General features: G+C 64.2%; 28 protein-coding genes. 18 read left to right on the top strand and 10 right to left on the bottom strand.

Annotated elements, in window-relative coordinates:
• The first annotated feature begins 55 nt into the window (after positions 1-55).
• From AABA84_RS10725 to AABA84_RS10705, 5 genes are read left to right on the top strand one after another with little or no spacing between them, the layout of a single operon-like run.
• Complete coding sequence (locus tag AABA84_RS10725) at positions 56-1,036, top strand: ABC transporter substrate-binding protein (protein WP_338309350.1); 981 nt, start codon at positions 56-58, stop codon at positions 1,034-1,036.
• 1 nt (position 1,037) lies between these two features.
• Positions 1,038-1,775, top strand: coding sequence for an ABC transporter permease (locus AABA84_RS10720; protein WP_212250381.1), 738 nt, complete (start codon positions 1,038-1,040; stop codon positions 1,773-1,775).
• Positions 1,765-2,493, top strand: coding sequence for an ABC transporter ATP-binding protein (locus AABA84_RS10715; protein ID WP_212250383.1), 729 nt, complete (start codon positions 1,765-1,767; stop codon positions 2,491-2,493). The genes AABA84_RS10720 and AABA84_RS10715 overlap by 11 nt, the downstream gene beginning before the upstream one ends.
• A 57-nt stretch (positions 2,494-2,550) precedes the next feature.
• On the top strand, positions 2,551-3,345 hold the full coding sequence (locus AABA84_RS10710) for a pentapeptide repeat-containing protein (protein ID WP_246550587.1): 795 nt from the start codon (positions 2,551-2,553) through the stop codon (positions 3,343-3,345).
• Positions 3,346-3,371: 26 nt separating this feature from the next.
• Positions 3,372-3,719: a hypothetical protein gene (locus tag AABA84_RS10705; RefSeq protein WP_338312026.1), complete on the top strand. Its 348-nt coding sequence runs from the start codon at positions 3,372-3,374 to the stop codon at positions 3,717-3,719.
• A gap of 9 nt (positions 3,720-3,728) precedes the next feature.
• Here the strand turns inward: AABA84_RS10705 and AABA84_RS10700 are convergent, their stop codons facing one another.
• From AABA84_RS10700 to AABA84_RS10680, 5 genes are all read right to left on the bottom strand, one after another.
• Entirely contained in the window at positions 3,729-3,938 is a 210-nt protein-coding gene (locus AABA84_RS10700; protein WP_212250387.1) for a hypothetical protein, read from the bottom strand.
• Between the two features lie 137 nt (positions 3,939-4,075).
• Positions 4,076-4,918 carry a hypothetical protein gene (locus tag AABA84_RS10695; RefSeq protein WP_338312025.1) on the bottom strand — a complete coding sequence of 281 codons (843 nt, stop codon included), beginning with the start codon at positions 4,916-4,918 and terminating at the stop codon, positions 4,076-4,078.
• A gap of 288 nt (positions 4,919-5,206) precedes the next feature.
• Positions 5,207-5,287 (bottom strand): pyrroloquinoline quinone precursor peptide PqqA, encoded by an 81-nt coding sequence (pqqA, locus tag AABA84_RS10690; protein ID WP_012029362.1) that lies wholly within the window; start codon positions 5,285-5,287, stop codon positions 5,207-5,209.
• Between the two features lie 228 nt (positions 5,288-5,515).
• Entirely contained in the window at positions 5,516-5,851 is a 336-nt protein-coding gene (locus tag AABA84_RS10685) for a hypothetical protein (RefSeq protein WP_212250391.1), read from the bottom strand.
• Between the two features lie 138 nt (positions 5,852-5,989).
• Complete coding sequence (locus AABA84_RS10680; protein WP_212250393.1) at positions 5,990-6,382, bottom strand: EF-hand domain-containing protein; 393 nt, start codon at positions 6,380-6,382, stop codon at positions 5,990-5,992.
• A 343-nt stretch (positions 6,383-6,725) separates the two neighbouring features.
• Here AABA84_RS10680 and AABA84_RS10675 point away from each other — a divergent pair, with 343 nt between their 5' ends.
• The 5 genes from AABA84_RS10675 to AABA84_RS10655 all read left to right on the top strand — a co-directional run bounded on the left by AABA84_RS10675 (position 6,726) and on the right by AABA84_RS10655 (position 11,513).
• Positions 6,726-8,390 (top strand): methanol/ethanol family PQQ-dependent dehydrogenase, encoded by a 1,665-nt coding sequence (locus tag AABA84_RS10675; protein ID WP_212250395.1) that lies wholly within the window; start codon positions 6,726-6,728, stop codon positions 8,388-8,390.
• 11 nt (positions 8,391-8,401) lie between these two features.
• Complete coding sequence (locus AABA84_RS10670; RefSeq protein ID WP_212250480.1) at positions 8,402-8,758, top strand: c-type cytochrome; 357 nt, start codon at positions 8,402-8,404, stop codon at positions 8,756-8,758.
• A complete protein-coding gene (locus tag AABA84_RS10665; protein WP_212250397.1) occupies positions 8,755-9,684 on the top strand; it encodes a substrate-binding periplasmic protein in 930 nt (309 codons plus the stop codon). Before AABA84_RS10670 ends, AABA84_RS10665 begins: the two co-directional genes overlap by 4 nt.
• A gap of 266 nt (positions 9,685-9,950) precedes the next feature.
• On the top strand, positions 9,951-10,952 hold the full coding sequence (locus tag AABA84_RS10660) for a Bug family tripartite tricarboxylate transporter substrate binding protein (protein WP_338312024.1): 1,002 nt from the start codon (positions 9,951-9,953) through the stop codon (positions 10,950-10,952).
• A 135-nt stretch (positions 10,953-11,087) separates the two neighbouring features.
• Positions 11,088-11,513, top strand: coding sequence for a hypothetical protein (locus AABA84_RS10655; protein ID WP_212250401.1), 426 nt, complete (start codon positions 11,088-11,090; stop codon positions 11,511-11,513).
• 54 nt (positions 11,514-11,567) lie between these two features.
• Here the strand turns inward: AABA84_RS10655 and AABA84_RS10650 are convergent, their stop codons facing one another.
• The gene (locus AABA84_RS10650; protein WP_018320733.1) at positions 11,568-12,536 is read right to left on the bottom strand and encodes a helix-turn-helix domain-containing protein; all 969 of its coding nucleotides are present in this window, start codon (positions 12,534-12,536) and stop codon (positions 11,568-11,570) included.
• A 509-nt stretch (positions 12,537-13,045) separates the two neighbouring features.
• Between AABA84_RS10650 and xoxF5 the strand changes: the two genes are divergently transcribed.
• From xoxF5 to AABA84_RS10615, 7 genes are all read left to right on the top strand, one after another.
• Positions 13,046-14,851 carry a lanthanide-dependent methanol dehydrogenase XoxF5 gene (xoxF5, locus tag AABA84_RS10645; RefSeq protein ID WP_212250403.1) on the top strand — a complete coding sequence of 602 codons (1,806 nt, stop codon included), beginning with the start codon at positions 13,046-13,048 and terminating at the stop codon, positions 14,849-14,851.
• Between the two features lie 111 nt (positions 14,852-14,962).
• Complete coding sequence (locus AABA84_RS10640) at positions 14,963-15,451, top strand: c-type cytochrome, methanol metabolism-related (protein ID WP_212250482.1); 489 nt, start codon at positions 14,963-14,965, stop codon at positions 15,449-15,451.
• A 60-nt stretch (positions 15,452-15,511) separates the two neighbouring features.
• On the top strand, positions 15,512-16,621 hold the full coding sequence (locus AABA84_RS10635; protein WP_091966608.1) for an S-(hydroxymethyl)glutathione dehydrogenase/class III alcohol dehydrogenase: 1,110 nt from the start codon (positions 15,512-15,514) through the stop codon (positions 16,619-16,621).
• A 32-nt stretch (positions 16,622-16,653) separates the two neighbouring features.
• Complete coding sequence (gfa, locus tag AABA84_RS10630) at positions 16,654-17,217, top strand: S-(hydroxymethyl)glutathione synthase (protein WP_212250405.1); 564 nt, start codon at positions 16,654-16,656, stop codon at positions 17,215-17,217.
• 645 nt (positions 17,218-17,862) lie between these two features.
• Positions 17,863-18,315, top strand: a complete 453-nt coding sequence (locus tag AABA84_RS10625; protein ID WP_212250407.1) for a (2Fe-2S)-binding protein — start codon at positions 17,863-17,865, stop codon at positions 18,313-18,315.
• Position 18,316: 1 nt separating this feature from the next.
• Complete coding sequence (locus AABA84_RS10620) at positions 18,317-20,644, top strand: xanthine dehydrogenase family protein molybdopterin-binding subunit (protein ID WP_212250409.1); 2,328 nt, start codon at positions 18,317-18,319, stop codon at positions 20,642-20,644.
• A 72-nt stretch (positions 20,645-20,716) separates the two neighbouring features.
• On the top strand, positions 20,717-20,977 hold the full coding sequence (locus AABA84_RS10615; RefSeq protein ID WP_212250411.1) for a hypothetical protein: 261 nt from the start codon (positions 20,717-20,719) through the stop codon (positions 20,975-20,977).
• A gap of 141 nt (positions 20,978-21,118) precedes the next feature.
• Here the strand turns inward: AABA84_RS10615 and AABA84_RS10610 are convergent, their stop codons facing one another.
• From AABA84_RS10610 to AABA84_RS10595, 4 genes are all read right to left on the bottom strand, one after another.
• Positions 21,119-22,846, bottom strand: a complete 1,728-nt coding sequence (locus AABA84_RS10610) for a methanol/ethanol family PQQ-dependent dehydrogenase (protein WP_212250484.1) — start codon at positions 22,844-22,846, stop codon at positions 21,119-21,121.
• Between the two features lie 142 nt (positions 22,847-22,988).
• Positions 22,989-23,642, bottom strand: a complete 654-nt coding sequence (locus AABA84_RS10605) for a QcrA and Rieske domain-containing protein (protein WP_212250486.1) — start codon at positions 23,640-23,642, stop codon at positions 22,989-22,991.
• Between the two features lie 263 nt (positions 23,643-23,905).
• The gene (locus AABA84_RS10600) at positions 23,906-24,370 is read right to left on the bottom strand and encodes a group III truncated hemoglobin (protein ID WP_212250413.1); all 465 of its coding nucleotides are present in this window, start codon (positions 24,368-24,370) and stop codon (positions 23,906-23,908) included.
• A 135-nt stretch (positions 24,371-24,505) separates the two neighbouring features.
• Positions 24,506-25,417 (bottom strand): 3-hydroxybutyryl-CoA dehydrogenase, encoded by a 912-nt coding sequence (locus tag AABA84_RS10595; protein WP_212250415.1) that lies wholly within the window; start codon positions 25,415-25,417, stop codon positions 24,506-24,508.
• 338 nt (positions 25,418-25,755) lie between these two features.
• Between AABA84_RS10595 and pstS the strand changes: the two genes are divergently transcribed.
• Positions 25,756-26,811, top strand: coding sequence for a phosphate ABC transporter substrate-binding protein PstS (pstS, locus tag AABA84_RS10590; RefSeq protein WP_212250416.1), 1,056 nt, complete (start codon positions 25,756-25,758; stop codon positions 26,809-26,811).
• The last annotated feature ends 3 nt before the right edge of the window (positions 26,812-26,814 follow it).

Below are 26,814 nucleotides of genomic sequence, written 5' to 3'. Positions count from 1 at the left end.
GAAAAGCACTCTGTCAGAGGAAACGGCTCACAAGGCGATGAGAGCACTTGGTGTGATGAGGGCACTTGGTCGGACATTGGCGCTCGCGACGGCGCTGGCGTTGATATTGGCCACTCCCGGCGGCGCCGCGGATTCGATCCGCCTTGCGGTGCAGAAAACCGGAACATTCTCCTGGGAGCTGGCCGCGATCCGCGCGAGCGGTCTCGACAAGGAGGCGGACCTCTCGCTGGAGGTCACCGAGCTCGCGAGCACAGAGGCCGGCAAGATCGCGATGCGCGCAGGCAGCGCCGACATCATCCTGTCGGACTGGCTGTGGGTCTCGCGCGAGCGAGCGCTCGGCGCCAAGCTCACCTTCTATCCCTATTCCAGCGCGCTCGGCGCGGTGATGGTACCCGCATCCTCGCCGATCAGGACGCTCGCCGACCTGAAGGGGCGCAAGCTCGCGGTCGCCGGCGGGCCGATCGACAAGAGCTGGCTGCTGCTCCAGGCGAGCATGAAGCAGGACGGCATCGACCTGAAGTCGGAGGCCACCATCGTCTACGGCGCCCCGCCTTTGATCGCCGCCAAGGCGCTCGACGGCGAGATGGAAGCGAGCCTCAATTTCTGGAATTTCTGTGCCCAGCTCGAGGCCAAGGGTTTTCGCCGCCTCGCCGGCATCGAGGACATTCTGCCGAAGCTCGGTGCCAAAGGCGCGGTCTCCGCCGTCGGCTATGTCTTCGACGAGAGCTGGGCGGCGAGCCACAAGGACGCGGTGGCGCGCTTCATCGCGATGACTCGCAAGGCCAAGCAATTGCTGATCACCTCAGATGCGGCCTGGGACAAGATCGCGCCGCTCACCGGCACGTCCGACGCAGCCATGCTCAAGACCTATCGCGAACGCTATCGCGACGGTATTCCGCGCCGGAGCATCGACGACGAGGAGAAAGATGCGCGCGTGCTCTACCGCGTGCTGGCCGAGATCGGCGGCCGCGACCTCGTCGGCCCCGCAGCCGAGCTCGATCCTGGCACGTTCTATCACGCCGTGCCTGGAGACTGAGGTGCTGCGTCTTCTGTCGTTTGCCCTGTTTCTCGTGATCTGGTGGATTGCCGCGCTGTTCGTCGGCGGCGCGAAGCTGCCCTCCCCGCCGGCCGTGCTCGAGGTGATGATCGCGGAAGCCTCATCCGGCGCGCTGTTCCTGCATCTCGGCGCCACGCTGGCGCGCGTCACCCTCGCCTTCGTGCTGGCGATGTCGCTCGGCAGCGCCATCGGCTACCTGATGGGACGGGTCAGGCTCGCGGATAAGCTCGGCGATCCCTGGCTGATCCTGCTACTCAATTTGCCCGCGCTGGTCGTGATCGTGCTGGCCTATATCTGGGCGGGCCTGACCGAGACCGCAGCGATCGCGGCGATCGCCATCAACAAGCTGCCGACCGCGGTCGTCACCTTGCGCGAGGGCACCCGCGCGCTCGACCGCTCGCTCGACGAGATGGCGAGCGTGTTCGCGATGCCGCGCTGGCGCGCGTTCCGCCATGTCGTGCTGCCGCAGCTTGCGCCTTATATCGCAGCCTCGGCCCGCTCTGGACTGTCGCTGGTGTGGAAGATCGTGCTGGTCGCCGAGCTGCTGGGTCGTCCGAACGGCGTCGGCTTCGAGATCGGCGTCGCCTTCCAGCTGTTCGACACGCCGCGGCTGCTCGCCTATTCGCTGACCTTTGCCGCGGTCGTGCTCGTCATCGAGACCTTGCTGGTGCAGCCGTTCGAAGCCCGCGCAAACAGGTGGCGCCCCCGTGCGGCTTGAGGTCGAGATCACAGGCAAGACGTTCAGGAGTGCCGCGGGCGGAACGCACGAGGTGCTGGCGCCGCTCAAATTCGCGCTTCAATCCGGCGAGGTCGGCGTGCTCATCGGTCCCTCCGGTTGCGGCAAGAGCACGATGCTGCGCATCATCCTCGGGCTCGATAGCGATTTCAGGGGCCACGTTGCGCGGCCGCCGCAGGCGCGGATCGGCATGGTGTTCCAGGAGCCGCGACTGCTGCCGTGGCGTTCGGTCGAACAGAATGTGCGGTTGGCGGCGCCCGACGTGACCGATGCGAAACTGTCGGAGCTGTTCAAGATTCTGGAGCTGGAAGCGCATCGCAGCCACTTTCCCGGCGAGTTGTCGCTCGGCCTTGCCCGGCGCGTCGCGCTCGCCCGCGCTTTCGCAGTCGAGCCCGATCTGCTGGTGCTGGACGAGCCCCTCGCCTCGCTCGACGACGCGCTCGCCGGCCGCTTGCGCGACGAGATCGCGACGCTGGTGGCGGGCCGTCCGGTGATGACGCTACTCGTCACCCACAGCCTCGATGACGCGATCCGGCTCGGCGACCGCCTGTTCTTCTTGTCGCCGCGCCCCGCGCGTATCGTGGCCGAGGTGCCTATCGGCATCCCGCGCGACAGACGCGGCGAAGCCGAGATTGCGGCGATCAAGGCCGGCCTCGCCCAACGAACTCAAGGCGACCGCACTGAGCGAGATGTCTCATAGCCGGTCGCCTGGCGGACGTGCTAGACTGGGCCGGCGGCGGAGTCGATGATGACGCGGATGGTCGCACTCTCAACGCTGGCAGCGCTTGGTCTTGCACTCGTCACGATGACGGCGGGCGCGCAGGACATGATGCGCGACGTCGACCTCACCTCCCCCGCGATGGTCTCGTCCGAAATGACCAGACCAGAGGTCGAGGCCGTGCTGGCCAAAGCGAGCGCCGCGCAGCCTGCCGATTTCACCGGCAAACGCCTGTCGGGCCTCGATCTCTCGGGGCTGGACCTGTCCAACGCGGTCTTCCGCGCCGCGCGGCTCAACAAGACAATACTCCGAGACGCCAGGCTTGACCGTGCAATCCTCGATCAGGCGTGGCTGCTGGATGCGGATCTTACCGGCGCAAGCCTGAAGGGCGCCAATCTGTTCGCCTCGCAAATGGCCCGCGCGCGTCTCGACGGCGCGAACCTGTCAGGAGCGCGCATCGCTGCCGATCTCACCGGCGCAAGCCTGGTCGGCGCTTCGATCGCGGACGCGCATCTGGGCGCCGATATGCGCAACCAGTCGATGGGGCTGATGCGCGCGGTGCTGAGATCCGCCAATCTGGAACGGCTGAACGCGCGCAACGCCGATTTGTCGCGCGTCGACCTCGAATTCGCAGTCCTCAGGGGCGCCGATCTGAGCGGCGCATCACTGAAAAACGCCCAACTCGGCGGAGCCGATCTGACGGGCGCCATCGTCATCGACGCCGATTTCGACGGCGCCGATCTCGTCTCGGCGAAGCTGATTGCACTGAACGGCCTTGACCGCGCCAAGAATTTCGACAAGGCAAAGAACCGCGAGCGCCTGATCAGGGAATGATGGCCCGCCTTTGGGAGGACTGGCTGATGCGTTGGGTTCTAGCTTTGATTGCGTCGTTGACGCTTGCCGGCGAAGCCGCCGCGCAGGCCAAGGGCAAGGGCATTAGGCTCTGGAACCTGACGACGGAGACGATCTCCGGCTTCCAGCTCTCACCCGCCGGCAAGACCGACTGGGGCCCGAACCAGTGCTTGAACGACAAGGACAAGGAGGTCGACCACGACGAGCGGCTGCGCATCACCGGCGTCGAGCCGGGCCGCTACGACGCCAAGGTCAGCTATCCCAATGCGCGGCAGTGCATCGTTCGCGACATCGAGATCAGGGCGGATGCGGTGTTCTCCATCGCCGACAAGGATCTGAAGGACTGCAGCAAGTAGCGAGACGTCTTACGCCTTGTCGTTCGGGTGCGGATATTCGCAGCGCCACCGCACCGCCTGCCACTTCGGATGGTCGCCGACCCATTGCGCGATATAGGGGGGCGCGGCCATCGCGCATTGCCGCGGCGACCCACCATAGTTGAACATCAGATGCTGTTCCTCGCAGGTCGCAGGCGAGAGCACCGTACACACAGTCACCACCAGGTCAATCGGGTTCATGCCGGGATCCTCTCGCAGGGGGCGATCAAGACTAGCACGAAAGGTTACGTTCCTCGGAGGGGGAAGTTTCAAGTCTGGGTGAGAAACGGGGCCTCTATCGCCACTCCCCGCCTGCGGCGGAGAGGCAACGAGCCGACCTAGAAGTTAACGCCGAACACCATCCGGGCCTGGTGGCGCTCGAAATTGACGAGGTCGAGATTGCCGCCCGATCCGGCCGGCCGTCCCCAGGCCTGCATGCTCCAGCTCAGGGTCAGCCGCGAGCGCTCGGAGAGCTGAAAATACGCGGTCGGGCCGACGAACAGGGCCTGGCCCGAGAACTCGCCGAGGCCGATGCCTTCATATTGCCGGAAGTAGCGCAGCTCGCCGCCGAGCAGCACGTTCGGCCGCACGCGCACCAGGCCGGCAAAGGCCGCACCGATCGTAGAGCTCTTCTCGGACTGCCCCGTCACCTCGAAGCGCGCCCATTCCGGCTGATAGATCAGGTTGATCGCGCCGATGGCGAAGTGCGGGATGAGCTCGCGGTCGATGGCGAGGGTGAATTCCGTGCCGTACATCCGCCCTTTTGCGCCGCTGGTCTCGTCGATGCGGTCACCGTGGAGCTCGGCGGCGATGGTGAGACCGAACGGGGCGCGCTCGCGGTCGAGCAGGCGATAACGCAGGTCGAGCGAAGCGCCCTGGAAGTTGAGCTGGCGGCGGTCGTCGATATCAGGCACGCCGGTGATGTCGTGCAAGCTGGCGGCGGCGCCGAGCTCGATGCGGAAGTTCGGCAGCGGCACGATCTCGATCTCGACCTCCTTCTCGAGCGCGCGATAAGTCCCGCCGCCCTTGCCGAAGCGCCCCGTCGTCTGGCTCTGGAATTCGCGCTCGCCGGGATTGCCGACATCGGTACCGATCATGAAGCCGAAGATGTGCTCGGTATCGAAGCCCTCCTCGGCGTGCCCATGCGCCGGTGTCAGCGCGACCACGCAGGCAATCACCATCAGAAATCTGCAAGCTCTGCCGCGCATCCCGTGCCTCGAAGGCGCGCGCCGCTCTGAGGCGGCAGCAGCGCTGACCGAGCACCAGCGTAACACACCGCCGCAGAGCGTGGTCGAGATTTTGATGGAAGATGATCGAAGCCTGCGCAGGCGTGTCATCGCGTCGATGACAAAGCACAGAGCCCAACGATGCCAGACTTGCGATGCCAGGCTTGAGATGCCAGGCTTGAGATCCGACACTGCCACGGCTTCAACGGCGTTCACCGTCGAAGCCGCGGCAGATCGTCAGTCTTACTTGCGCGCAGCGCAGGCGTACATGTTGATTTCCATGCCGACCGGCACTTCCACGATCTTCGGAGCTTTCCAAGCCATTCGGGTCTCCCCAAGGTATTGAGCGCGACATCGCGCGGCGCAAAACCTAGGGCTGCGTCAGTTGCAGTTCAAGCCTCGATTCGCCTGCCGAGCGGGTCCGTGTCGATTCTTCGCGGCCGCATTTCTCTCTCGGACAAAGCCAGTTCCCTCTTGGTCAAACACGACCTGCGAGACGCAGCCTTGTGCGACGCACCGCGCGTCGAATCGACACGAATGGCACCGTCGCCGTCAGCAGCCCTTGTCGGCCATTGCGGCGTCCGGCTTGGCACCTTCGGCGCGCTGAGCCGCCGTCGGCTGGCTCTGCATCTGCCGCTGCGCATCTTCGGATGAAGCCGGCGTTTCGCCACTTGCACGATTCATCGTGCTGGTCGGCGGATGCTGGCTGGTGTCGCCCGCTGAACTGGACGAGTGCGACTGCGCTGCGCCCACCGTCACGGGACCAGAACCAGCATCCTTGTCGGTGCTGGCGCTGCCCGTGTTGCACGGGCCGGCGACCGCGACGCCGGCGCTCAACGCCAGGATCGCGCAGGCAGCAAGAACGGAACGTTTCGTGTTCATCTGCATCTCCTCTTCTCCCGCTGCGCTGCCCCGGCGCCGAGCAGGACATCGCGAAGAGAACAGGCCGAACAGCCTGATGTTCCGAGTTTCGGAGCGGAAATGCTGGCAACCGCCACCGCGCCACGTCTGTTCCGGTTGCACCGCTCACCGCAACAAGCGCAGCAGCGCACGGCCGGCGCGCGAGTTCAGCTCCTTCGCATCCAGCGTTCCGTCCTTGTCGGGATTGGCTGCGTTGAAGCGCTGCTCGACCACGGACAGATATTCGTCGAGGGTCAGGGTCCCGTCACGATCGGGATCGGCCGCGGCGAGCTCTTTCGCCGTTAACCGTCCGCGCAATTCGCGCGCATCGAGCGTACCGTCATGATCGGGATCGAGCTTTGCGAACGTTGCGGCGGCCGCCTTCTTCACCTCGGCGAGATCGAGCGTGCCGTCATTGTCGGTGTCGAACAACTTGACCGCGTTGCCGGAGGCCGGCCACGCCGGACCGGACAACAATGCAATGGTGAGCGCAAGTGCAACTGAGCGACGCGAAATCATCAAGACCTCCCAGATGAAGAGCCCCGGTTCAGGCGGGGACACAACGACATAAATCCATAAGCGGTCCCCGGTTCAAGTCCGGAATGCAACTTGCGCGCGCGACAACCCCGGGGAACCTGGCTTGCGCCCCGACAACCTACGCCGAAGCTGCTTCGTGTCGCGGAATTTTTCCAGCGTCTCCACGCAAGTGAGAGTCCGCTGCCGTCAGGTTTCCGTAAGGTGACCGGCACCTGTCGTCCAACGATATCGACACGACACTTACGACTTTCGTATTGACGCGTTTTGGTTTCCGACGGAGTGTTGCTCCCGCAGCGTCAAAAGGCGCGCATATTGGGAGGAACGGATGAAACGCTTTGCGATGGCCGCGAGCCTCGTCATGCTTGCATCGACTTGTGCAAGCGCACAGACCACCGAGCAACTGGTCAAGGGCGCGACTGATACATCGAACGTTCTCAACTACGGGATGGGCTACAATCTGCAGCGCTTCTCGACGCTGAACCAGATCAACAAGGACAGCGTCAAGAACCTCGTCCCGGTCTGGAATTACTCTTTCAACGACGATCGTAGCGAGGAATCACAGCCGCTGGTGTACCAGGGCGTGATCTACGTGACCTCGCACAACGCGACCATGGCGGTCGACGCCAAGACCGGCAAGCAGATCTGGAAGACCAAGGTCGAATATCCCGCCGAGACCCCGCGCATCGTCTGCTGCGGCATCATCAACCGCGGTGCGGCGCTCTATGACGGCAAGGTGTTCCGCACCACGTTAGATGCCAACGTGATCGCGCTCGACGCCAAGAACGGCAAGGAGCTGTGGCGGCAGAAGGCGGCCGACATCAAGGAAGGCTATTCGATGACGGTGGCCCCGCTGGTCGCCGACGGCGTCGTCATCACCGGCATCTCCGGCGCCGAGTTCGGCACCAGGGGCTTCATCGACGGCTGGGATCCGGCGACGGGCAAGCATCTCTGGCGCACCCATTCGATCCCCTCGCCGGACGAGCCCGGCGGCGACACCTGGAAGGGCGATACCTGGAAGCTCGGCGGCGGCTCGACCTGGATCACCGGGTCTTATGACCCCGAGCTGAACACGGTGTACTGGGGCATCGGCAATCCCGGACCGTTCAATTCGGCGGTGCGTCCCGGCGACAATCTCTACACCTGCTCCGTGCTGGCGATGGATCCCAAGACCGGCAAGATCAAATGGCACTACCAGTTCTCGCCGAACAACCCGTTCGACTATGACAGCGTGGCCGAGATGGTCCTCGCCGACATGAATGTCGAGGGCAAGCCGACCAAGGTGCTGATGGATGCCAATCGCAACGGCTTCTTCTACGTGCTCGACCGCACCAACGGGAAGCTGCTCGCGGCCAATCCTTACGTGAAGGTCAATTGGGCAACCGGCGTCGACATGAAGACCGGCAAGCCGATCGAGACCGACGTCGCCAAGGATGCGCGCGAAGGCAAGAAGGTCACGGTCTATCCGTCGATCCTCGGCGGCAAGAACTGGGAGCCGATGTCCTTCAACCCGCAGACCGGCCTTGCCTACGCCAACACGCTGAACTTCGGCGGCAAGTACAAGGCCGAGCCCGTCACCTTCAAGCAGGGTGAATGGTATCTCGGCATGGACCTGACCGATCCCTGGGAGTTCGGCGACGGCCCGCGCGGTCATCTCAAGGCGATCGATCCCATGACCGGCAAGTCGAAGTGGGAACAGCCGAGCGACATTCCGCGCTTCTCGGGCGTGCTGTCGACCGCGGGCGGCGTCGTGTTCTCGGGCCAGCTGACCGGCGAATTCGAGGCGTTCGACGCCGACACCGGCAAGAAGCTCTGGCAGTTCCAGACCGGGTCGGGCATCGAGGGCCAGCCGGTGACATGGCAGCAGGATGGCGTGCAGTACGTCGCGGTGACGAGCGGCTATGGCGGCGTCTACTCGCTGTTCTCCGGCGACGAGCGGCTTGCCAAGGTGCCGCCCGGCGGCTCGCTGTGGGTCTTTGCGGTCAAGCAGTAATCCACGGCATGATGCTGAGAAGGCTATCTCACAAGACGGCGGCGGTCCTCGCCGCCGTCGCGGGGCTGACGGTCGCGCTTGCGGCGACCGTTCGCGCCGCGGACGACGCAACCGGCAATCCCATGCAGGCACAGATCGACCACGGCAAGTCGACCTATGCTTCGAAATGCTCGCACTGCCATGGCCCCAACCTGATGAACTCCGGCACCATCACGCCGGACCTGCGTGCCTTCCCCGACGACAAGACCCGCTTCATCACCACGGTGAAGAACGGCAAGAACAACAGGATGCCGCCCTGGGGCGATATCCTCGACGACGACGAGATCGGCTCTCTCTGGGCCTTCATCTCCAGCCGGAGGAAGCCATGAGGGGCCAGCGTGCCGCATGGAGCATTGCGGCCTTGCTTTCGACGATGGCGTCGGTCGCTCTTGCGGCCGACGATCCCCTGAAGATCTGCCTCGACGAGGACCGGCCGCCGCTCTCGATGCACCACCGCGGCAAGCCGGATGCCGGCTTCGACGTGCTGCTGGCGCAGGCGATCGCGGAGCGGCTCGGACGGAAGCTGACGATCCAGTGGTTCGAGAGCAAGCTGGACGAGGATTCGAGCCCACAGCTCGAGGCCAACGCGCTGCTCTCGGATGGCCGCTGCTCGCTCGTCGGCGGCTACGCGCTGACGCAGGATTCGCTCGTCGTCCCCGGAATGAAGACGGCGCGCCTGCCGGATTTCGCCGGGGCCACCCGCGACGATCGGCGGCGCCGTGTCGCACTCGGCGTGCTCGCGCCGAGCCAGCCTTACGTCTATTCGCCGATGACGGTCGTGCTCGGGCCGAAGGCAAGCGGCCGCAAGATCGGCGACATTGGCGATCTCGCTGGGCTTCGTCTCGTCATCGAAAGCGGCTCGCTCGGCGACGCCATCCTGATGACCTTCGACAAGGGGCGACTGATCGACAACATCACCCACCTCGTCCCCGGCCGCGACGATCTCCTTGGCGCGCTCCAGCGCGGCGATTACGACGCGACACTGATCGACCTCGGCCGCTTCGACGCCCATCGCGCCGCGCACCCGGACACGGCGATCACGGCGTCCGGCTACTATTATCCGATCGGCGCCAATCGCGGCTATGTCGGTCTCGGCAGCGATCCTGTGCTGATCGACGCCGTCAACAAGGCGCTGACGGGGCTCGCGGCCGAAGGCAGGATCGCAGAGTTCGGCAAGCAGGCCGGCCTCACCTATCTGCCGCCGCGCGAGCCTGCGATCCTGGGCGATGTCTGGACGAAGATCATTCAGCGGTGATTGGAAAGGCTCTGGTGTCCCGGACGCGCTGCAACGCCCCTCAGCGTTGCGGCGCAGAGCCGGGACCCATGCGGCATAGCTTGGGTCGAGGCATGGGCCCCGGCTCAGCAGCGCACCGCTGAAGGAGCGCTGCGCTGCGTCCGGGGCACGAACGCCGCGCCCACCATGCCCCACCCTGTCCGACGGAATGCGCCAATCTGTCTCGCTCGCCGGCCATGGCGGCGCCAGCCCGATGCAGTAGGTTCGGCCAAAATCAGGAGGGAATCATGTCCGCCAAATTCGATCGCCGCCACTTCGTCGCCGCCGGTACCACCGCACTTGCGATGCCTTTCGTCTCGCGCAGGGCATCGGCGCAAGCTGCGTCACAGGGCACCTGGCCGGCGCGGCAGATTCGCATGATTTGCAGCTATCCCGCCGGCGGGCAGACCGACCTGCTCGCGCGCGCCTACGGTGAGTTCATCTCCAAGCAGGTCGGCAAGACCGTGGTCGTCGAGAACAAGCCCGGCGCCTCCGGCGCGATCGGCACGGCCGAGGTCGCCCGCGCCGAGCCCGACGGCCACACCATGCTGTGCTCGATCTCGACCACCTACATCATGAACCGGGTGGTGATGAAGAATCCCGGCTACGACATGGACAAGGATTTGGCGCTGGTCAGCGTCATTCCGGGCGCCGGCCTTCTGCTGGTCGCGAACCCCAAGACCGGGGTCAAGACGCTGGAGGATTTCGTCGCGTTCGCACGCAAGAGCGGCAAGGTGAACTTCGGCACCTACAGCGCCGGCTCGGCCCCGCACATGACGATCAACGAGCTCAACAAGCAGTACGGCCTGTCCATCGAGCCGGTCCATTACCGCGGCGAGGCCCCGATGTGGACGGGGATGCTCGAAGGCACGCTCGACGCCGCGATGGGCAGTTACACGGCGGCGCAGTCGGTCCTGCAAAGCGACCGCGGCAACGTGTTCGCGGTGCATTCCAAGAAGGTCGACGCGATCCCTGCCATCAAGACCCTCCCGGAGCAGGGCGCGACCTCGAAATTCTTCACCGTGAGCGGCTTCTCAGGCTGGGCTGTGCCGAAGGCGACGCCGCAGGCGGTCGTCGACCGCCTGGCGGAGCTGTGCGTTGCCGCCAACAACGATCCGAAAGTGAAGGAGGTTCTGGCGACCTTCGTGCTCGAACCCGCAATCGGCTTCAAGGAGACCAACGCGCTGTACCAGCGCGAACTGCCGATCTGGATCGAGAGCGCGAAGTCACTCGGCCTCGAGCCGGCCTGAAGCTCGAGGCGCGGCGCGCGGACCGCCTTTTTACGGCCCGTAGATCAGAGCCTAGTGTCGGAACGGCATTTTCCGGCTATCATTGCGCGTCGCTGCCGGAAGATAGCAACCGCACGGGCTCGAAAGGCCGATCGCATGACGCCGGATCCGCTCGCCGTGGCCGCCATGATCATCCTGCTCTTTCCGATGGGTTATTTCACGCTGGCTTCGCCCGCCTTCCTGCTGGTGAAGCTGGATGTCCAGCCTGTCGCTCTGTTGCTGCGTGGAATGTTCAACGCCCATTTTCTGGTGATGGGCGCGGCCGGAATCATCGGGACCGTGGCCTTCCTGCTTGCCGGCCGGCTCGCCTTCGCGACGGTCGTCGGGCTGCTTGCAGCTCTGGCGATCGGCGGCCGCCGCCGGTTCATGGCGCGGATGGACAATCAGCTCAGCGCCGGGGATGCCGGCGACGCCGAGGCCCCGCGCCGGCTGCGACGGCTGCATTGGAGCGGGATGCTGTGCAACGCGGTTCTGCTCGCCGCGCTGCTGGCCAGCATTCCCTATATTTCGACGGCTGCGTGATCGGCAACGGCTGCGTGAGCGGCACTGCAATCGCTGGAAGCCCTTGCGCCTGGCCTAGTGTTCGCCCGAACTCGCGGTGGCCTGCTGCGCCTTGTGGATCGAGGACGGCACCACGCCGAAATATTTCCGGAACACCCGGCTGAAATGCGATGAGCTGGAGAAGCCCCAGGAGAACGCGACGTCGGTGATGGTCTTGCCGGCGTGGGCCTCGAGCTCCTGGCGGCAGTTCTGCAGGCGCGCCTGCCAGATGTAGTCGCTCACCGTGGTGCCGCGCTCCGAGAACAGCATGTGCAGATAGCGCTTGGAGCAGCCGAGCTCGGTCGAGATCTGGTCGATGCACAGATCCGGATCGCGCAGGTGCTCGCGGATGAAGAACTGCGCGCGCACATACATCGCTTCGGGCCCGACACGGTCGAACATCGTGTCGGCTTCGCGCAGCGGCAGCAGCAACAGGTCGATCAGCGAATCGGCGACGCCGACCGCGCTGTTTGCCGAGAGCTTTGCCGCCTCGTCGAAGGTCGCATGAACGAAATCGTGGGCGATCCGCCCCGTCCCTGTCTTCGACGACAGCTTGCAGGCGGGCATCCGCTGCGACGGGAATCCGCGGTCGCGCAGCAGCGCCTTCGGCACGATCACGACGTCGTGACGGGTGAAGGCCGGGCTGATGATCGAATGCGGGCAGGAGACGTCATAGGCGATGATGTCGCCCGGGTTGATCTCGATGTGGCGGCCTTCTTGTTCGAAATAAGACACGCCGTAAGTCTGGAAGTGAATCTTGATGTACGGATGCTCGTTGGCCTTGGCGCGCGCCAGCGTATGGGCAATGCGATGCTGACTCACTTCGATCTGGCAGAGCTTCAGGCGCGAGACGCTGGTGTAGTCGATGCGGCCCTCGAGCGAGGACGCCTCCAGCGGATCGACGTCGAAATGCCCACACAGGCTCGTCAGCCCGTCGATCCAGCTCTGGATCTGGCGCTTCGGCGTCATGCCGGTGGTCGAGAGCGTGTGAATGGTGTCGGACATTAATCCAGCCACTGGTTTGATCCGGAGAGACGCGAATCGCGACCAGCGCTGCCGGAGCCCTCAGCCGTGATTGCGTGACGTTTACCTCGAATTTGAGCGGTCTTTTGGCACGAGCGCCATCGTTCCATTGCCACCCTTGAAAGTTAATCCTCCGCCTTAGTTGCAGCGCCGTCAAGGGGAACCTGAGCGTTGAAAGTGCTGTCAAAGCGATGCGAAGCCGCTGAATTCGCTACTGCAAAATCAAAATCTTCGCATCCGTGCGCTATGAAGCAAACCGGCTTCTCTCTTGGGCAAGTTTCCCGATGACGAAGTCGTTAGGGATTGCGACAGGAACAACAAGAACGGGCCGCCCTGCACGTGGACCCGTGGCTCTCATCAGGAGGAGGAAACAGCACAGCATCGTTTCTGGTCCCAATCGTGACCGCCCTGCACGAGCAGACGCCGGACGAGAAGCCCGGTGAATCAATATTGCTTCGGAAACAATAAACGAGACCAACGGAGGAATAACTATGCGCAAGGTGCTACTGGCGACCTTACTTGGCTCCGCGGCGGCTCTCGCCGTCGGGGGCGCCTCAGCCAATGACGAGCTGGTCAAGATGTCGCAGAACCCGAAAGACTGGGTGATGCCGACCGGCGACTACGCCAATACCCGCTATTCCAAGCTCAACCAGATCAACGCACAGAACGTAGGCAAGCTCCAGGTGGCCTGGACCTTCTCGACCGGCGTGCTGCGTGGCCATGAAGGCGGCCCGCTGATCATTGGCAACATGATGTACGTCCATACGCCGTTCCCGAACAAGGTCTATGCCATTGACCTTTCGCAGGAGAACAAGATCGTCTGGAAGTACGAGCCGAAGCAGGATCCGAACGTCATCCCGGTGATGTGCTGCGACACGGTCAACCGCGGCCTGGCCTACGGCGACGGCAAGATCTTCCTGCATCAAGCCGACACCACCCTCGTCGCGCTCGATGTCAAGACTGGTCAGGTTGCATGGACCGCCAAGAATGGCGATCCGAGCAAGGGCGAGACCGGCACGTCGGCGCCCATGGTCATCAAGGACAAGGTGCTGATCGGCATCTCCGGCGGCGAGTTCGGCGTCCAGGCCCATATGTCGGCTTACGATATCAAGACCGGCAAGCTGGCATGGCGCGGATATTCGGAAGGGCCGGACGACCAGATCCTCGTCGACGCCGAGAAGACCACGGCGCTCGGCAAGCCCGTCGGCAAGGACTCGAGCCTCAAGACCTGGCAAGGCGATCAGTGGAAGATCGGCGGCGGCGCCACCTGGGGCTGGATCTCCTACGATCCCGAGCTGAACCTCGTCTACTACGGATCGGGCAATCCCTCGACCTGGAATCCGAAGCAGCGTCCCGGCGACAACAAATGGTCGATGACGATCTGGGCACGCAACCCGGATACCGGCGTTGCCAAGTGGGTCTATCAGATGACGCCCCACGACGAGTGGGACTATGACGGCGTCAACGAGATGATCCTCTCGGATCAGGCGATCAACGGCGCCCCGCGCAAGCTGCTGACGCACTTCGATCGTAACGGCCTCGGCTACACGCTCGATCGCGTCACCGGTGAGCTTCTGGTCGCCGAAAAGTACGATCCGAAGGTGAACTGGACCTCCGGCGTCGACATGGACAAGAACTCGCCGACCTATGGCCGTCCGAAGGTGCTCGACGCAGCTTCGACCGACAAGGCGGGCGAGGACCACAACGTGAAGGGCATCTGCCCGGCCGCGCTCGGCACCAAGGACGAGCAGCCGGCAGCCTACTCGCCGGACACGCAGCTGTTCTACGTTCCGACCAACCACGTCTGCATGGACTACGAGCCGTTCAAGGTGAGCTACACCGCGGGCCAGCCCTATGTGGGTGCGACGCTCTCGATGTATCCGCCGGCGGGTGAGACCCACATGGGCAATTTCATCGCCTGGGACGGCAAGACCGGCAAGATCGTCTGGTCGAACAAGGAGCAGTTCTCGGTCTGGTCGGGTGCGCTCGCAACCGCCGGCAACGTGGTGTTCTACGGCACGCTCGAAGGCTACCTGAAGGCGGTCGATGCCAAGACCGGCAAGGAGCTCTACAAGTTCAAGACTCCCTCCGGCATCATCGGCAACGTCACCACCTATGAGAACGGCGGCAAGCAGTATGTCGCAGTGCTCTCCGGCGTCGGCGGCTGGGCCGGCATCGGTCTGGCGGCAGGCCTGACCGATCCGACCGCAGGTCTCGGCGCGGTCGGTGGCTATGCGGCCCTCAGCAACTACACGGCACTCGGCGGTACGCTGACCGTGTTCTCGCTGCCGAACTAGGCCCATCAGCATCGCTCCGGCGCGTGGAATCAACTCCACGCGCCGGCTCGTCTCCCCCGGGCTTCTTCGAGGATGAATCCCTTGCGTAAAATCTGCTCTGTCATTGCTGCGATGATCTTGGTTGCGTCCGGAGGAATTGCGGTCGCGGACGGTCCGGGCGATCCGACCGCCGTGAAGAAGGAAGACGACGGAAAGTGGCTCGATAAGGATGGTACTCCGACCTACAAGATTTCCGACGGCACCGTGGACTGGTTCACCTATTCCGGATACCGCCGCTATCACTCCGACTGCCACGTCTGCCATGGGCCCGACGGCATGGGCTCGACCTACGCGCCGGCGCTCAAGGATTCCGTCAAGTCCATGAGCTATGGCGACTTCCTCGGCGTGGTCGCCTCCGGTCGCAAGAACATCTCGACCGCGCAGGAGAACGTCATGCCGGCCTTCGGCGATAATCCGAACGTCGCCTGCTACATGGACGATCTGTACGTCTATCTGCGCGCCCGCTCCACCGAAGCATGGGGCCGGCAGCGTCCCTCCAAGAAGGAGGAGAAAACGGAGGCCTACACCAAGGCGGAAGACGCCTGCATGGGCCATAAATGAACGTTGCCGAGGCTGCCGAGACTATCTCTTGGCATCTTGCGAGAATTTGAGGAGCTACCAATGAAGACACGTGCCGCCGTCGCTTTCGAAGCCAAGAAGCCGCTCGAGATCGTCGAGCTCGATCTGGAAGGACCGAAGGCCGGCGAAGTCCTGGTCGAGATCAAGGCGACGGGCATCTGCCATACCGACGCCTATACGCTCGACGGCTTCGACAGCGAGGGAATTTTCCCGTCGGTCCTGGGGCATGAGGGCGCGGGGATCATCCGCGAAATCGGCCCTGGCGTGACCTCGGTGAAGCCGGGTGACCACGTCATCCCGCTCTACACGCCGGAATGCCGGCAGTGCAAAAGCTGCCTCAGCCAGAAGACCAATCTCTGCACCGCGATCCGCGCGACGCAAGGCAAGGGCGTGATGCCCGACGGCACCAGCCGCTTTTCCTACAAGGGCAAGCCGGTCTACCACTACATGGGCTGCTCGACCTTCTCGAACTTCACGGTGCTGCCGGAGATCGCGGTCGCCAAGATCCGCGAGGACGCCCCCTTCGACAAGAGCTGCTACATCGGCTGCGGCGTCACCACCGGCGTCGGCGCCGTCGTCAACACCGCGAAGGTCACGCCCGGCTCCAACGTGGTCGTGTTCGGCCTCGGCGGCATCGGTCTCAACGTGATCCAGGGCGCCAAGATGGCCGGCGCCGACAAGATCATCGGCGTCGACATCAACGACTCCAAGGAAGATTGGGGCCGCAGGTTCGGCATGACCGAGTTCGTCAACCCCAAGAAGATCACCGGCGACATCGTCCAGCATCTCGTCGGCCTCACCGATGGCGGCGCCGACTACACTTTCGATTGCACCGGCAACACCACGGTGATGCGCCAGGCGCTGGAAGCCTGCCATCGCGGCTGGGGCACCTCGATCATCATCGGCGTTGCCGAATCCGGCAAGGAGATCGCCACCCGCCCGTTCCAGCTCGTCACCGGGCGCAACTGGCGCGGCACGGCCTTCGGCGGCGCCCGCGGCCGCACCGACGTGCCGAAGATCGTCGACTGGTACATGAACGGAAAGATCCAGATCGATCCGATGATCACCCACGTGCTCAAGCTCGAGGAGATCAACAAGGGCTTTGACCTCATGCACGAGGGCAAATCCATCCGTTCAGTCGTCGTGTTCTAGCTCGAAAGCGTCACCCCAAGGAGGATCGACCCATGACTGTTGCACTCCATCCATCGATCGACAACGGCCTCAAACAAGGCAGCGGCAGCTTCGCCGGCGGCACGCTGGCCTGCAAATGCAAGGACCACCAGGTCAAGGTCGGCATCAAGGGCGACGTCGCCCACAATCACGCCTGTGGCTGCACCAAATGCTGGAAGCCGCAGGGCGCGACGTTCTCCGTCGTCGCCGTGGTGCCGCGCCAGAACGTCACCGTGCTCGAGAACGGCGACAAGCTCCAGATCGTCGATCCCTCCGCAGTGATCCAGCGCTACGCCTGCAAGGCGTGCGGCACCCACATGTACGGCCGCATCGAGAACAAGAACCACCCGTTCTACGGTCTCGACTTCATCCATCCCGAGCTGTTCCAGGAGCAGGGCTCGCAGGCACCGCAATTCGCCGCCTTCGTCTCCTCGGTGATCGAGGCCGGCGTGAAGCCGGAGCAGATGGCGGGCATCCGTTCGCGGCTGAAGGAAATCGGGCTCGAGCCTTATGATTGCCTGTCACCGGCACTGATGGACGCGATCGCGACCCACGTCGCCAAAGCCAAGGCCGCCTAACAAGGCCGCCTGAGCAAAGGCTGCTAGACGTTCGCCATGCCCCATCCGCTCGCTGGCCTCGACCAGCGCCAGCGAGTCGGACGGGCCCGGCCCCGGAGCAATCGCGGCGATGCCGCCGCCGCTGCAAGTTACGCGTATGCGAGGGCGATCGGCTCCCTCAGTCCTGGTCTCTGAATGACTGCGCAGCGCCGCCAACTTCCGTCTTGAAGTTCCCGGTCCCTGCGTTTCTCCCTCCCTCGACTGAGGCACCTTGCTTCGTCCGCGCAGTCTTTCTGACGGACGAAGCTCTTTTTTCATCGCAACCCTTGTTTGCGAAACGCGCGGTCCACGCGGCGATGACGCGCCCTGCTTTTGACAAACCACCGATGCAATCTTTTCCCGGTGAGAACACCCGGCTGTGAACGCCGGGCGGGCGCGATCGTTGTTACGCTCGCGCCGTCACGATGCCGCATGACGCTCAATCAATTAAGAACAAAAACGGGAGGTATCGAGCACATCCAGACATCGCCATCGGCGTTCCTGCCTCCCTCCGGGATTTGCCCGCGCGGGACGACGGCGGAATGTGGCGAGACGAGGCACGAACCGTCGCCGACCGGCGTCGGCGAGTTTTGAATTTGGCATGCTTATGAAGAGCGAGGGACGATCATGATCAAGGTGAAGATCAACGGCCAGGAACAGAGCTGGGACGGCGACCCGGATCTCCCGCTACTCTGGTTCCTGCGTGACGAAGCCGGGCTGACCGGCACCAAGTTCGGCTGCGGCCAGGCCCTGTGCGGCAGCTGCACCGTCATCGTCGACAAGGAAGCCGTGCGCGCCTGTGTCACATCGATCAACGATGTCGCCGGGCGCGAGGTCACCACGATCGAAGGGCTGCATCCGAGCGGCGATCATCCGGTCCAAAAGGCCTGGCGCCAGGTCAACGTGCCCCAATGCGGCTTCTGCCAGGCCGGCCAGATCATGCAGGCCGCCGCGCTTCTGATGGACAATCCGAAGCCTTCGCACGACCAGATCCGCCAGGCGATGTCCGGCAACATCTGCCGCTGCGGCTGCTACCAGCGCATCGAGAACGCGATCCATCTCGCATCGACGGGGGTGTGACATGAATTTCATCGACAATCCCGGCAAGCTCCATGGCTTCGAAAAACGTGGCTTCGAAAAGAACATCAAGATCGAGAAGGTCTCGCGCCGCAGCATCCTGAAGGGGCTCGGCATCACCGGCGGCTTCGTGCTCGCGGCACCCGTGATGTCGCGCCAGGCGTTCGCCTATGAGACCGGTGCCGGCAAGATGCCGCACGGCGTCGTGGTCGACCCGCGCGTGTTCGTTTCGGTCGCGCCCGACGGCATCGTGACCATCGTGGGTCACCGTTCGGAAATGGGCACCGGCGTCCGCACCAGCCTGCCGCTGATCGTGGCCGAGGAGATGGAAGCCGACTGGTCCAGGGTCAAGGTGCAGCAGGCCCATGGCGACGAGGTCAAGTTCGGCAACCAGGACACCGACGGCTCGCGCAGCACGCGGCATTATCTGATCCCGATGCGCCAGATCGGCGCCTCGGCCCGGACCATGCTGGAGCAGGCCGCGGCGAAGCGCTGGGGCGTGCCGGCGACCGAGGTCAAGGCCGTCAATCACGAGGTCGTCCACAGCGCCAGCGGCCGCAAGCTCGGTTTCGGCGAGCTCGCTGCCGACGCCGCCAAGGAATCGGTGCCTGCCATCGAAGGCCTCAAGCTGAAGGACCCCAAGGACTTCCGCTATCTCACCAAGGGCCAGGTCGGCATCGTGGATCTCCACGACATCACCACCGGCAAGGCGCGTTACGGCGCCGATGTACGGCTGCCGGGGATGAAATACGCCGTGATCGCGCGCCCGCCGGTCACAGGCGGCAATCTGGTCTCGTTCGATCCCGATGCGGCGCTGAAGGTCCCCGGCGTCGAGAAGGTGATGAAGGTTCAAGGCTGGCCTTGGCCGTCAAAGTTCCAGCCACTCGGCGGCGTCGCGGTGATCGCCCGCAACACCGGCGCGGCGATCAAGGGCCGGGATGCGCTGAAGCTCGTGTGGGACGACGGTCCCAACGGGAAATACGACTCGGTCGCCTACCGTAAGGAGCTCGAGGAGGCCTCGCGCAAGCCCGGCCTCGTCCTGCGCACGGAGGGCGACGCGGATGCGGCGCTGAAGGGCGCGGACAAGGTAATCGTCGGCGAGTACTACATCCCGCATCTTGCTCATGTCAGCATGGAGCCGCCGGTGGCGGTCGCCGACGTCAAGGGCGACAAGGCTGAGATCTGGGCGCCGGTGCAGAGTCCGGGCGGCACCCGCGACGACGTCGCCAAGACGCTCGGCATTCCCGAGGGCAACGTCACCGTCAACGTCACGCTTCTCGGCGGCGGTTTCGGCCGCAAGTCGAAATGCGACTTCGCGCTGGAGGCCGCCCTGCTGTCGAAGGAGCTCGGCGCGCCTGTGAAGGTGCAGTGGACGCGGGAGGACGACGTTCGTAACGGCTTCCTGCACACGGTCTCGGCCGAGCGGATCGAGGCGGGCCTCGACAAGAGCGGCAAGGTGATCGCCTGGCGCCACCGCAGCGTGGCCCCCAGCATCGCCTCGACCTTTGCGGCCGGCACGGTGCATCAGGCGCCGTTCGAGATCGGCATGGGTCTCGTCGACATGCCGTTCGAGATCGCCAACATCTCCTGCGAGAATCCGGAAGCCGCTGCGCATACCCGCATCGGCTGGTTCCGCTCGGTCTCGAACATCCCGCGCGCCTTCGCGGTCCAGTCGATGGTCGGCGAGATCGCGAGCGCGACAGGGCGCGACCAGAAGGAGACCCTGCTCGCGCTGATCGGCAGCCCGCGGATCGTCAAACCCGCGGTGAAGGATCTGTGGAACTATGGCGAGCCCCTCGACAGCTACCCGATCGACACCGCGCGCCTGCGCAAAGTGGTCGAGCTGGTCGCTGAGAAGGGCGAATGGGGCCGTCAGGTGCCGAAGGGCCACGGTCTCGGCATTGCCGTGCACCGCAGCTTCGTCAGCTACATCGCGACCATCGTCGAGGTCGCCATCGACGACAAGGGCAAGCTGACGGTGCCACGGGTCGACACCGCGATCGATTGCGGCACCTATGTCAACCCCGAACGCATCGCCTCCCAGATCGAGGGCGCCGCGATCATGGGACTCAGCCTCGCCAAATACGGCGAGATCACCTTCAAGGACGGCAAGGTGCAGCAGAAGAATTTTGACGACTTCCAGGTCGTCAGGATCGACGAGTCCCCCGTGGTGACCAACGTCTACATCGTGCCGCCCGCATCAGACACGCCGCCAAGCGGCGTCGGCGAGCCCGGTGTCCCGCCATTCGCGCCGGCACTGATGAACGCGATCTTCGCTGCGACGGGAAAACGCATCCGCACGCTCCCGATCGGCAAGCAATTGGAGGCGTGAGACGGAACAGAGGCGCGAGACGGAACACAAGCGGTCTCGCGCCGTTTCCATCGATCTGACAGGAGCAGATCGATGACAAATATCTCAAGGGCGCTCGCAGTCTCGTTGCTGTCGGGCGCTTTTCTTTTGACGGCCTCCGGCGCATTCGCCCAGGGCAACACGACGACGCCGGCCACCGCGACGCGCCCCTCCGCGCCGGACCAGAACTCGCTGCCCAACACCAACGCCCCGCCCGCCTCGACCACCCAGACCACCGGACAGCACAATCCGGATCCCAAGATTCAGGAGATGAACCAGAAGGAAAAGGACAAGGTGGAGCGTCAGGGCAAGTAGTGCTGCTCTGAGGTGCTGCAAACCGACGGTGCCACACCGTCATGGCCGCGTCACCATACGCGCAAGAAATGCGGCGGACGTTGCCGTCCGCCGCATTCGCCACCCCCCTGCTGCTCCGCCTCTTTCGATCCGCCCGCGGAGCTACTTCTTCAGCGCGAACACCCAGATGACGCCGCCTTGCGGCACGTTGGCTTCGATGCCGATGTTGTTGGTCACCAGCGCGTCCTGGATGCGTTGCGCGTCGACACCCCATCCCGACTGGATCGCGATGTATTGGGTGCCGTCGATCTCATAGGACACCGGCATGCCCATGATGCCGGAGTTGGTCTTCTGCTCCCACAAGAGTTCGCCGGTCTTGGCGTTGAAGGCGCGGAAGTTGCGGTCATTGGTGCCGCCGACGAAGATAAGATCGCCCGCGGTCGCCGTCACCGAGCCGAACAGCTGCGACTTCGGGAAGTTGTGTTGCCACACCTTCTTGCCGGTGGTGGGATCCCAGGCCTGCAGCTCGCCAAAATGATCCGCGCCCGGCTTCGTCTTCAGACCGATGTCTTCCGGCTTGGTGCCGAGCCAGAGCTCGCCCGGCTTGAGCGCGACCTTCTCGCCGGTGAAACCGCCGCAGAAGTTCTCGTTGGCGGGCACGTAGACGAGGCCGGTCTTCTGGCTGTAGGCCGCCGACGGCCAGTCCTTGCCGCCCCACAGCGACGGGCAGAACTCGACGCGCTTGCCGACCACCGGCTTGTGCGCGGGGTCGACGATGGGCTTGCCGCTCTCGGGCTCGATGCCTTTCCAGACGTCGGTCGAGACGAACGGCCAGCCGGCGACGTAGTTGATCTTGGTCGGCGTGCGCTCGAGCACCCAGAAGATCGCGTCGCGACCCGGATGGACCAGGCTCTTGATGTTGCGGCCATCACGTTGCAGGTCGATCAGCATCGGCGCCTCGACCTCATCCCAGTCCCAGGAATCGTTCTGGTGGTACTGGTGAAAGGTCTTGATCTTGCCGGTGCTCGGATCGAGCGCAAGCACCGAGGAAGTGTAGAGATTGTCGCCGGGATGGGTCTCGCCCGGCCATGGCGCGGCGTTGCCGACGCCCCAATAGATCGTCTTGGTCTCCTTGTCGTAATTGCCGGTCATCCAGGCCGAGCCGCCGCCGTTCTTCCAGTCGTCGCCCTGCCAGGTGTCATGGCCCGGCTCGCCTTCGCCCGGAATGGTGAAGGTTCGCCACAGCTCCTTGCCGTCCTTGGCATCATAGGCGGCGACATAGCCGCGCACGCCGAACTCGCCGCCGGAGCCGCCGACGATGACCTTGCCGTCGACGATCAGCGGCATCAGGGTCATGTACTGGCCCTTCTTGTAGTCCTGCACCTTGGTGTCCCACACCACCTTGCCGGTCTTGGCATCGAGCGCGACGACGTGGTCGTCCGTGGTGGCGAGGTAGAGCTTGTCCTCCCAGAGACCGACGCCACGGCTGGTCGGATGCAGCTGGAACAGATCGTCGGGGAGTTGCCGCTTGTAGCGCCAATATTCGTCGCCGGACTTGGCGTCGAGCGCGATCACCTGCCCCATCGGGGTCGCCACGAACATCACGCCGTTGTTGACGATCGGCGGCGCCTCGTGGCCTTCGACGACGCCGGTGGCGAAGGTCCAGACCGGTGTGAGGTTCTTCACGTTGGAGGTGTTGATCTGATCGAGCGGGCTATAGCCGTGCCCGTCATAGGTGCGCCGATAGAGCATCCAGTTGCTTGGCTCCGGATTCTCGAGCCGCTGTGCGGTGACCGGCGCGTAATTCTCGATCGGACCCGACATGGCGGCGGTCGAGGCGAGGCAGGTGAAGGCGACGAAGCCGGACAGGTACCATTGCTTCCTGGTCATGAAAGTTTTCATGGACGTTCCCCTTTTCATCCGTTTGAATTCTTGTGTTGAATTCTTGTGCTGAATTCTTCGTTCGTCCCGCCGACCGCCCGTCGGCGGATACGGCCTCTCGTGACGCGGGCGCGGGCCCGCACCGTCCATCTCATCCTGGCTGCGCGCCACCTACCTTTCCGATGAAGTTGCCGGCGACGCTGAGCGAGCCGTCAGCGAGCGCCAACGGCAGCGCCGCGAGCCGTCGCGGCGCCGGTCCGAACACGACCTGCGCACCCGCACGAGGATCGTATTCGGAGTTGTGACACATGCACTTGAGCACCTCCTTGTCGCCGACATCGCTCTTCACCCAGGCGGTGACGGGACAGCCGGCATGCGCGCAGATCGCCGAATAGGCGATGATGCCGTCGACGGCGCGCCCGCGCGTCTTCTCGTCGAGCTCGGCGGGATCGAGCCGGATGACCACGATCTCGTTGAGCCGGGAGGCGCTGCGCACCACCGAGGTCTTGGGATCCTTCGGCCAGGCATGCACCGGCGGTCCGCCGGCCGGCAGGTCGGACGCCGTGATCAGCTTTCCCTCCTTGTCGCCTTGGGAGAAGACGAGCACATCGCCTTTCTGGGGCCGTTCGTCGGAGCCAGGCGGATCCTCATCCGCGCGCGCGTGCGTGGAACAGCCGAGGCACGCGGTGGTGGCGAGTGCGCCGAGCAGGACCGTTCGCCGCGTCTGCTCGGCGCACGCGTCGGCGTCGGGTGCCCTAGGGTTTTCGGATGATGAGGAATTGGCGGTCAACGATGCGCGGGACATGTCCACAAGCAGGCGCTGGAACTCTGCCGAAAAGAAGGCGAAGAATTGGCACCGCAGTGCATCAATATGGCTTTGCTCGCGTTGATTGAACGACGATGAACGCATTCAAGCGCGTTTTCACAAATTCAACGTCACGCCGCGCGAGCGGCATGATGATTTTGCAGATCAGACCGATGATGTCGGAATTGGTGCAGCGCGCTATTCGTCGCGCTGCGCAAACGCAGCGCGACGTCCCTGCATGTTTTGCAGGCAGCAGGTCGTCGTCAGGACCTGAGCACGTGGCGCGGCGCGGCGATAGAACCGGCGACGGTGGCCGACGCCATCTCAAAACTGTCGGCGATGCGGCGCGCCTTGTCGATGAACAGGCTAGCTGCCGGCGGCGGGCAGACCTCGCGCGCGGTCTGCTCGAACAGATCGAGCCAGCGGTCGAAATGATCGCCCACCAGACTGAGCGGCAAATGCGCCCGCATCGGCGAGCCGTGATAGCGGCCGCTCATCAGCACGACCGAGGACCAGAAATCCCTGAGTTTGGCAAGATGCTCGTCCCAGTTCTGCACGATCCCGAACACCGGCCCGAGCTGTGCATCTTCGCGCACGCGCCCGTAAAAGCGGGTGACGAGTTCCCCGATCATCTCCTCGGTAATCCCGGTGCGCTCGATCGCATCCTGGGTCAACAGGTTCCGCCGCGCGGCCGCCGCCTCGCGCTCGGCCTTCAGTCGATCCGACATGTCCTTTGTGTCCGTTCCGTTATTCCCGCGGGCCGCCCGTTCGACATTGTCGGACCCGTTGCGCGCGGCGTCTTTGTCGCAGCGCAAAGTGCGGGATCCGGCGGCGGACGCTCAAAGCCCGCCGCCGACGCCTGATCAGGCGCTATAGGTGTAGAAGCCCTGCCCGGTCTTGCGGCCGAGATGGCCTGCATCGACCATCTCTTTGAGCAGCGGCGCTGGCCTGTATTTAGGATCGTTGAAGCCCTTGTAAAAGACCTCCATCACCGAAAGCATGGTGTCGAGTCCGACCAGATCGGCCAGAGCCAGCGGCCCGATCGGATGGTTGCAACCGAGCTTCATGCCGGCGTCGATCTCTTCCGCCGTCGCAATCCCCTCCTGGAGCGCGAAGATCGCCTCGTTGATCATCGGGCACAGGATGCGGTTGACGGCAAAGCCCGGGCTGTTCTTGGCGGTGATCGCCACCTTGCCGACGCGCTTGGCGAAATCGAGCGCCTTGGCGTGGGTGTCGTCGGAGGTCTGCAGGCCGCGGATGAGCTCCAGCAGCGCCATCACCGGCACCGGGTTGAAGAAGTGCATGCCGATGAAGCGGTCGGGACGATCGGTCGCCGCAGCGAGCTTCGTGATCGAGATCGACGAGGTGTTGGTCGCGAGCAGCGTGCGCGGCGACAACGTGGCGCAGAGATCCTTCAGGATCTTGACCTTGAGCTCCTCGTTCTCGGTTGCGGCCTCGATGACGAGATCGCAGTCAGCAAGCTTGGCGCGGTCCGTCGTGCCGGTGATGCGCTTGAGCGCCGCCTCCCGATCGACCGCCGACATCTTCTCCTTCTTGACCAGGCGCTCGAGGCTGCCGCCGACGGTCGACAGCCCGCGGTTCACCGCCGCATCGGAAATATCGACCATCACGACCGAGAGCCCGGCCGCCGCGCAGATTTGCGCGATACCATTCCCCATGGTCCCTGCCCCGATGATGCCAACCGTCTGGATCATTGCCTCATATCCTTCATCCTTGCGGGCGAGCCATCCCGGCCGGGCCCATTGTTCCTGCATCAGGCTCTAGCACCGCCGGCGGGCGCCTGCGACCTGATCCTGCCTCTTCCTTAAAGCATCCATGGCGGGAATAAAGCCGCTGCCGGTCGCCAAAAGGCGCGATTTGGCCACCTGGCAGGCGGTTTGCCCCGAATTTGCCTGCTCCTTGCCCGGCGCCGCACAGCGGAAGGGCCGCTAGCGCCCGGCGCGCTTCGGATCTCGATCTCGACCTATCGGACGATGCGGCGGCCACTTGCGGTGTGGTGTAGTCGATGCGCAATGGCCAGCGCGCATGCGTCGCGACGCCGTTGTGACATAGACCACATCGGCTTCGTGCCTCACCTGTTAGCGTCGCGCACATGAAGAACCACATCAAACTATCAATCATCCTCGCCGCTCTGCTCGTCGCCACACAAAGCGTGGCAGCCGAAACCAAAGGCGCCGGCTCAACCTTCGTTTCGCCCGTGATGGCGAAATGGACCGACGCGTACAAGGCCAAGACCGGCAACGTCGTCAGCTATCAAGCCGTCGGCTCCGGCATCGGTCTCGGCCTGATCAAAAAGGAAGCCGTCGATTTCGGCGCCAGCGACATGCCGCTCGACCCCAAGGAGTTGGACAGGCTCGGCCTGATGCAATTTCCGATCGTGATCGGGGGCGTCGTGCCGGTGGTCAATATCGACGGCGTCAAGCCCGGCCAGATCCGCTTCACCGGGCAGGTGCTCGCCGACATCTACCTGGGCAAGCTCAAATTCTGGAACGATCCCGCGATCGGCGCGATCAACCCCGACGTCAGATTGCCGAATGCTGCGATCACGGTGGTCCACCGCATCGACGGCTCCGGCACGACGTTCAACTGGTCGAACTACCTCTCGAAGGTCAGCCCGCAATGGAAAGCCAGCGTGGGCGAAGGCACCGCCGTTGAGTGGCCGCTTGGCCTCGGCGGCCGGGGCAATGACGGCGTCGCCTCGCTCGTCAGCCTCGTTCCCGGCGCGATCGGCTATCTCGAATACACTTACGCGCTGCAACGGCTCGACCGGATTTCCTTCGGGATCGTGCAGAACAGCGCCGGCAATTACGTCGTGCCCGACGCCGCATCGTTCCAGGCGGCGGCATCAAGCGCGGATTGGAAGGCGAAGAAGGATTTCCATCTCGTGCTCACCAATGCGCCCGGCGAAGATGCCTACCCGATCACGGCGACGACGTTCGCGTTGATGCCGAAGGCGCCGAAATCCAGCGAGCGATCGGCCGCCGCGATCGACTTCCTCCGCTGGCTGCTCGAGAACGGCAGATCCCAGGCCGAGACGCTCAACTACGTCCCGCTGCCGCCTGCCTTGATCGACCAGATCGAGCACTATTGGCGGGAAAGCGTCGGGGCAGCCCCGACGGTCTCGGCATCGGCCAAGGTCAAGCGCTAATGC

This window comes from Bradyrhizobium sp. TM239 (genome assembly GCF_036247985.1).
Taxonomy (GTDB): Bacteria; Pseudomonadota; Alphaproteobacteria; order Rhizobiales; family Xanthobacteraceae; genus Bradyrhizobium; species Bradyrhizobium ottawaense.
This window is presented reverse-complemented; position numbering and strand designations above follow the sequence as displayed.